This is a genomic window from Bradyrhizobium sp., from assembly GCF_035273305.1.
In the GTDB taxonomy this organism is placed as follows: Bacteria; Pseudomonadota; Alphaproteobacteria; order Rhizobiales; family Xanthobacteraceae; genus Bradyrhizobium.
Genome location: NZ_DATEPI010000188.1, coordinates 1 through 5536, shown reverse-complemented (window position 1 = coordinate 5536; position 5536 = coordinate 1). Strand labels below are relative to the sequence as shown.

Below are 5536 nucleotides of genomic sequence, written 5' to 3'. Positions count from 1 at the left end.
GGTGCGCTCCTCGAGAAACACCCTGATCTCGTCATCCCAGTCGATATCGTCCAGTGCAAATGTCACCAGACCGAGCTGTTCGGCCTGTTCCGCATCCAGCGCCTCGCCGATTTTCTCGCGCGCGCGTTCCAGATCAGAAGGATCGGCCTGGAAGCGGGATTGCAGCCGGGTGAGGCCGTGGCTCATCGGATATGGCCCGAAATTCATCGCCGTGAGTTCAATGGCCGGCGGCGCGCGGTTGTCACCTTGTTTTTGGCCGATCAACATATAGGACCGGTCGGCTGCGAATACGAGTTCGGCCAAAGTGCCGGCGAAACACGAGCCCGGCTCGACCAGCGTCACCAGCGTGCGCGATGTGACGTCGATCCGTTTGAGCACGCGTTTCCAGTACTGCCTGATTTCGTTGACCAGCCAATGCGATTTGTTGGCTTCCAGCAGGGCATCGCATGCGAGCACGTTGGCGCGCTCGCCGTGCGACTTGAATACCAGCATGGCGGTCTCGAGTTCGTTGATCCGCAAATGCAGAATCGCGTCGTCGAGTTCGCGCGCGACCTGCAGCGGCCAGAACGACGCGCCTTGCGTGATCACGCCGTCGATGTCCTTGGGAGGCGGCGAGTCCGGCCCTTTGATCGTAATCGTGGCGATGCGCTGCGCGCGATCGATATCGACGCTGAGCAGCCCATAGCGGACGCCATCGTCATCGAAATTCCGTGTCAGCGGCGTCAGCGAAATGCCGCTGCCGTTGCCGTTGCGTTTCGAGGCGGCTGCAAATTGCCTGGCGCGCTCGGAGACTTTGGCGTCAAGCTTGCTGTTCGGCACGATCTCGTCGACGAGGCGCCACTGCACCGCGCGTTTGCCCTTGATGCCTTCCTCGATCGTGCAGAAATAATCGGCGCGGTCACGGCGCACCTTGCGTTTGTCGACGACCCGCGTCAGCCCGCCGGTGCCCGGCAGCACTGCCAGCAGCGGCAGTTCCGGCAACGCCACCGCCGCCGCACCGTCGTCAGCGAGAATGATGTGGTCGGTCGCGAGTGCCAGTTCATAACCGCCTCCGGCCGCGGTGCCGTTGACCACGGTGATGAAGCGCTGCCCGGAATTGGCACTGGAATCCTCGAGTCCGTTGCGGGTCTCGTTGGTGAACTTGCAGAAGTTGACCTTGTGGGCGTGCGTGGCCCCGGCGAGCATGCGGATGTTGGCTCCTGCGCAGAACACGCGGTTTTTGCCCGAACGCAGCACCACGACCTTGACGCCGGGATGCTCGAAACGCAGCCGCTGCACCGCATCGGCCAGTTCAATATCGACGCCGAGATCGTAGGAATTCAGTTTAAGCTGATAGCCCTCGAACAGCCCGCCGGTCTCATCGACGTCCATCGTCAGCGTTGCGATCTCGCCCTCAACGGCAAGCTTCCAATGCCGATAGCGCGACGGCTCGGTCTGGAAGTCGATGTACTTGGCGCCTCCGGCGAGGACGCGATCTTCACCGGCCATGGACCCTCACCCGTTCCGCTTCATTCAGCTAACATGCACAATAATGCATGATCGGCCGACCGTCCAGTCCATCCAAGACACAAATCCGGCATTTTGCTTCATATTCGCGCCGTCTGATGTCGATCCGGCCCTGACAAGCCATGTGGGCCACGCCAGCGACGACGAAAGGCCCCTCGCGGGCACGCCGCGGCTCAGGTCACCGCCTGATAGCGTTCTCGCGCCCGTGCGAAGCCTCATGCGCATCGAAAACGCTACGGGCAAATTCCGAGATCGCGTTGAGGGTCGCCTCCGGAGCATCGCGTTGCGGCGAGTGCCCCGCATCCGGGATCATCGTCACCTCCACCGGACAGTAGCACTCTTGTTCGGCAATCTCGATCTGGCGGACCGTTCCATACTGATCATTGATGCCTTGCACGATCGCCACCGGCACCCGGATATAAGCGAGATATTCGGATATATCCCAGGCGCGGAATTTCGGATCGAGCCAGGCACCGTTCCAGCCGTAAAACGCGTTATCGACATCGTGGTGCCAGCGCGCGAGCTTTGCCTTTAGATCGGTGGTCTCGTAGGCGGTTTTGATCTCAGCGATCGACGTCACCGAGACATCTTCCACGACAAAATGCGGCGCGATCATCACCACTCCGCGCACGCGGTGATCGGCGACGCCACCGCCGTAGATGGTGGCGATCGATGCTCCATCCGAATGCCCGAGCAAGAGCCCCCGGCGAAAGCCGATCTGGTCGAGCAACTTTGGCAACACCTCAAGCGCTTCGATATGCATGTAGTCAAGCGGCCGCGGCAGCTTGACGGGCGCTGAAGCGCCGTAGCCCGCCCGCGAATAGGCGAACACACCAAAGCCGGTCGCCGCCTGGAGCCGGTCCGGAAAATCCCCCCACAGCCCCACCGAGCCAAGCCCTTCGTGCAGCATCATGATTATCGGCGCGTCATCCGGCGCCGGACCGATCATGCGGTATTCCAGATCACAGGAACCGACACGCAAAACCCCGGCGAGGCCAAAATTGCTCATCGTGGCCGCGCCCTGCACGTCATTTGATCTTCCAAGATCGAGGCAAAGATCATTGCGCCCCGCCTAACCGCCTTCGCGCAATTTGAAGCGCTGAATTTTCCCGGTCGCGGTTTTCGGCAAGGTCTCGACCACGTCGATCCAGCGCGGATATTTCCACGCGCCGATCTTCTGTTTGACGTATTCCTTTAGCGCCTCGTGCAGGTCCTCGGTGTCCGCCCCCGGGCGGAGCACCACGAACGCTTTCGGCTTGAGCAAACCTTCCGGATCGGCCTCTGGAACGACGGCCGCTTCGAGCACCGCCGGATGCGTGATCAAGGCACTCTCGACCTCGAACGGCGACACCCAGATTCCCGACACCTTGAACATGTCGTCGCTACGGCCGCAGAAGGTGTAGCGCCCTTCACCATCGCGCACATATTTGTCACCGGTGCGGGTCCAGTGCCCCTCGAAAGTCTGACGGGTCTTACTGCGCTGGTTCCAGTAACCCTCGCCCGCGGACGGCGCATCGACCAGCAATTCGCCCACCTCGCCGTCGGCGACCTCGTTGCCTGCCTCATTGACGAGCCGCACTCTGTAGCCCGGCACCGGGCGTCCCGAGGTGCCGTACTTGATATCGCCCGGCGCGTTCGAGAGAAAAATGTGCAGCAACTCGGTCGAGCCGACGCCGTCGAGAATGTCGACGCCGAACCGCGCCTTCCAGGCATTGCCGACCGATTCCGGCAAGGCCTCGCCGGCGGAAGTGCAGATTCGCAAGCGCGAGCCGGCGCGCTCATGCTTGAGCGTCTCGTCGTTGAGCATCGCCGAGAACAACGTCGGCACGCCGAAAAAAATGGTTGGATTGTATTTGTTCATCAGTGCGAACATCACAGCCGGTGTCGGACGCGCCGAGTTGAGAACGGTGCTGGCGCCCACCGACATCGGAAAGGTCAGCGCATTCCCGAGGCCGTAGGCAAAGAACAGCTTCGCCGCTGACAAGCCGACGTCGTCTTCGCGAATTCCGAGCACCTGCTTGGCATACGTGTCGGCTGTCGCCGCGAGATTGGAATGCAGATGGCGCACGCCCTTGGGCATGCCGGTAGAGCCCGAGGAGTACAGCCAGAACGCCGGCTCGTCGGCATGGGTCGCCACGGTTGCGAAGCTGTCCTGCTCACCAGCGAGCTCGTCCGACAATTTCTTGTAGCCGTTTGGCTGCTTGCCGGAGACGATCACGTGATCGAGGTCGGGCATGCGGCCCAGCATGTCCTTGACCACCGGCAGCAGCGCTTCCGAGATGAACAACACCCGGGCGCGGCAATCGGCCAGCACGTAAGCATATTGATCGGCGGTCAGAAGGGTATTGAGCGGCACCGGCACCACGCCGGCGCGGATTGCGCCGAGAAACACGATCGGAAAATCGATTGTGTCCAGCATGATCATGGCGACCCGCTCTTCGCGGCGGACACCAAGACGGCGCAGCATGTTGGCGACGCGACAGCTTTGCTTTTGCAATTCGCCGTAGCTCAGTTCGGAAACGGTATCGGTAAAGGCGAGTTTGTCGGCGCGCCCTTCATCGATATTGCGGTCGAGCAGCCACGTCACGGCGTTATACGAACCGGACATCCCGCTCATGCCGCGCTTCCCTCACCCAGGCGTGCCACGACGCTCACTCCCTGATTTTCAAGCAATATAATTCATAGAAAGGCACTGCGCGCGCTTGCTGTCAATCCCGTTCGGCATTATCCTTCCTATTCGTTTTTCCTGAGGGGTGCACGATGTCGCCTGAGCTCGTCGATGAGGCCATCCTGGCGCATTGCAAGCCGCAATTCCTCAAGGTTGCGAAGATCATCTACTACGTCGCGAACAAGCTAGAGAGATCGAGCGAGGAGGCGGTCTATTTCATATCAGACCGGATCAAAGCGCTTGTCGCGGCCGAAAGGCTGGAAGCGGCCGGCAATCTCGATTGGTGGACTTATAGCGAGGTCCGATTGCCCAACAAGAAATCGTCCGGCGCGGTCGCTGCAGCGAGGCGGCGTAACGAAACAACCGATCAAGGCACATGAGCGAAGACTCCGAGACCGGCTTTCTCGAGCAGCTCGGACAGCGCGTCCGCACCATGCGCGCGCTTCACGGCATGTCGCGAAAGGTGCTCGCCAAAGTCTCCGGAATTTCCGAACGCTACATCGCGCAACTTGAAAGCGGCAAGGGCAACGTCTCGATCGTGCTGCTGCGAAGAGTGTCGAATGCGATGGGCGCGCATCTCGAGGATCTCATTCCCGCCGCGGAGCCAGCGCCCGACTGGCCGGTCATTCGCGACCTGCTGCGAAAGGCCGCGCCCAACCAGATCGCGCAGGCCAAGGATATTCTCGCCGGTCAAGGCATCGCGGCGCAGCGGCGCATGTCGTTTGCCGGCATCGCATTGATCGGCTTGCGTGGGGCCGGCAAGTCCACCCTCGGCAAGATGCTGGCGAAAAGGATCGGCTGGAGCTTTGTGGAACTCAACAAGGAAATCGAGGCGCAGAACGGCTTGTCGGTCGCCGAGATTATCGCGCTATATGGTCAGGAAGGTTTTCGCCGCATGGAGCAGGCGGCGCTCGGGCAATTGCTGGCGCGCAAGGAATTGATGGTGCTGGCAACCGGCGGCGGCATCGTTTCCGAGCCGGTCAGCTTCGACCTGATCCTATCCTCGTTCTACACCATCTGGGTCAAGGCCGAACCGGAAGAACACATGGCGCGGGTGCGTGGCCAAGGCGATCTCCGCCCAATGGCCGACGACCGTTCGGCGATGGCCGAGTTGCGAACCATACTGAAGACCCGCGAGCCGCTATACGCCCGCGCGTCTGCGGTGGTCGACACGGCAGGGCTTTCGGTAGATGCCGCGGCCGCGCAACTGTTCAACGCGGTGACGCCGTTGCTTGAAAACGATGCGCGGATGTTCGCGCAGGGCTAGGTCTGGTCGCGCATGAAACTGCTCTTCCTCCATGGCGCGCAGGTGGCCGGCAAATTGACGATCGCAAAAGCGGTGCTCGATTCGGTGCCGCGGCC

5 protein-coding genes are annotated in these 5536 nt (G+C 61.4%); 2 read left to right on the top strand and 3 right to left on the bottom strand.

Annotation, left to right across the window (positions count from 1 at the left end):
- The 3 genes from boxC to VJV58_RS13115 all read right to left on the bottom strand — a co-directional run.
- Positions 1 to 1488, bottom strand: a 1488-nt coding sequence (gene boxC / locus VJV58_RS13125; protein WP_324137781.1) for a 2,3-epoxybenzoyl-CoA dihydrolase, incomplete at its 3' end; no start/stop codon positions are given.
- Positions 1489 to 1684: 196 nt separating this feature from the next.
- On the bottom strand, positions 1685 to 2515 hold the full coding sequence (locus VJV58_RS13120; RefSeq protein ID WP_324137780.1) for an alpha/beta hydrolase: 831 nt from the start codon (positions 2513 to 2515) through the stop codon (positions 1685 to 1687).
- Positions 2516 to 2578: 63 nt separating this feature from the next.
- Positions 2579 to 4123: a benzoate-CoA ligase family protein gene (locus tag VJV58_RS13115; protein ID WP_414641489.1), complete on the bottom strand. Its 1545-nt coding sequence runs from the start codon at positions 4121 to 4123 to the stop codon at positions 2579 to 2581.
- A gap of 143 nt (positions 4124 to 4266) precedes the next feature.
- On the opposite strand from VJV58_RS13115, the gene VJV58_RS13110 reads away from it, so the two are divergent.
- Both VJV58_RS13110 and VJV58_RS13105 read left to right on the top strand, forming a co-directional pair.
- Positions 4267 to 4554 (top strand): DUF3658 domain-containing protein, encoded by a 288-nt coding sequence (locus VJV58_RS13110; RefSeq protein WP_324137779.1) that lies wholly within the window; start codon positions 4267 to 4269, stop codon positions 4552 to 4554.
- Complete coding sequence (locus tag VJV58_RS13105; protein ID WP_324137778.1) at positions 4551 to 5441, top strand: helix-turn-helix transcriptional regulator; 891 nt, start codon at positions 4551 to 4553, stop codon at positions 5439 to 5441. The genes VJV58_RS13110 and VJV58_RS13105 overlap by 4 nt, the downstream gene beginning before the upstream one ends.
- The last annotated feature ends 95 nt before the right edge of the window (positions 5442 to 5536 follow it).